This is a genomic window from Levilactobacillus hammesii DSM 16381 (genome assembly GCF_001434395.1).
In the GTDB taxonomy this organism is placed as follows: Bacteria; Bacillota; Bacilli; order Lactobacillales; family Lactobacillaceae; genus Levilactobacillus; species Levilactobacillus hammesii.
Window position 1 is genome coordinate 1 of sequence record NZ_AZFS01000015.1, and the last position, 989, is coordinate 989.

Annotated in this window: 1 protein-coding gene; it reads right to left on the reverse strand. The window is 42.7% G+C overall.

All coding sequences use genetic code 11. From position 1 onward, the window contains the following. Positions 1–15 precede the first annotated feature (15 nt). Positions 16–936 carry an IS30 family transposase gene (locus tag FD28_RS01115; RefSeq protein WP_054645805.1) on the reverse strand — a complete coding sequence of 307 codons (921 nt, stop codon included), beginning with the start codon at positions 934–936 and terminating at the stop codon, positions 16–18. Between the last annotated feature and the right edge of the window lie 53 nt (positions 937–989).

Here is a 989-nt window from a genome sequence, read left to right on the forward strand (position 1 = left end):
TGGCAAATTACAAGTTTAATCCGAACAAGCCCGGAAACTTTCAATGGCAGTCTGTTGATGATGGATTTTTAATGGTCGTTGATTAATAAGCTCAAGTGCTGCCAGGATTTCATCAGTCGTTATCTGGTCAAAGTTAGTCTTTTTCGGGAAAAACCACCGTAACCATCGATTGAAATATTCATTGGATCCCCGTTCCCATGGTGAATACGGGTGACAAAAATAAACTTTAATCTGATAGTCTTGTTCTATGGATCGATAATCGGCAAACTCCTTACCATGATCAACAGTTATAGATTTCACTTGGGAACCGAAGGTCCCCATAAAATTTCCAAAGGTATCATTTAAGGCCTTGGCGGTGCGATTAGGGGCTTTGATAGCCCATAGAAGCCGGGTTTTACGTTCTACAAAAGTGACCAAACATGCTCGTGACTGACCTCGGCTAGAAAGTACCGTATCGACTTCCCAATGACCAAAAGCTAATCGCTGATTGACAGATTTTGGTCGTTGTTCAATGGAAGTCCCACTTGTAAATGTGACACGATGCTCATTAGCTCGGCGCTGTCGGACATTTCGATTAGGTAGATCAGCCAAGTTGAAAGGTAACCAGCCAAGCTTAAGCCAGTTATAAATTGAAGCGGTGCTCAGGTTAAAAGCTGTCGCAATCGCTTCTGGTGACCAAGTTAAACGTAGGTGGTTGGTAATTAAAATTGTCAATGATGGCGTTAGAATTGAATGGCGACCACAAGCCCGCCTTTTATGATCTGCGTCTTGTTGCGCTAATTCGGGATCATAGGGTTTGACCCGATCTAATTCATAGCTAATAGTTGATTTGGCAACGCCTAAGGCGTCAGCCATATCTTGGTAAGTATGATGGCCTTCACTGACCAGTTGAGCTAGCGCACCACGTTGAAAACGTGATAAAGTAGAAGTACCCAAAGTAATCACTCCTTATAGCTGGTTGGAATTAACTACTACCATTGTAAGAGATT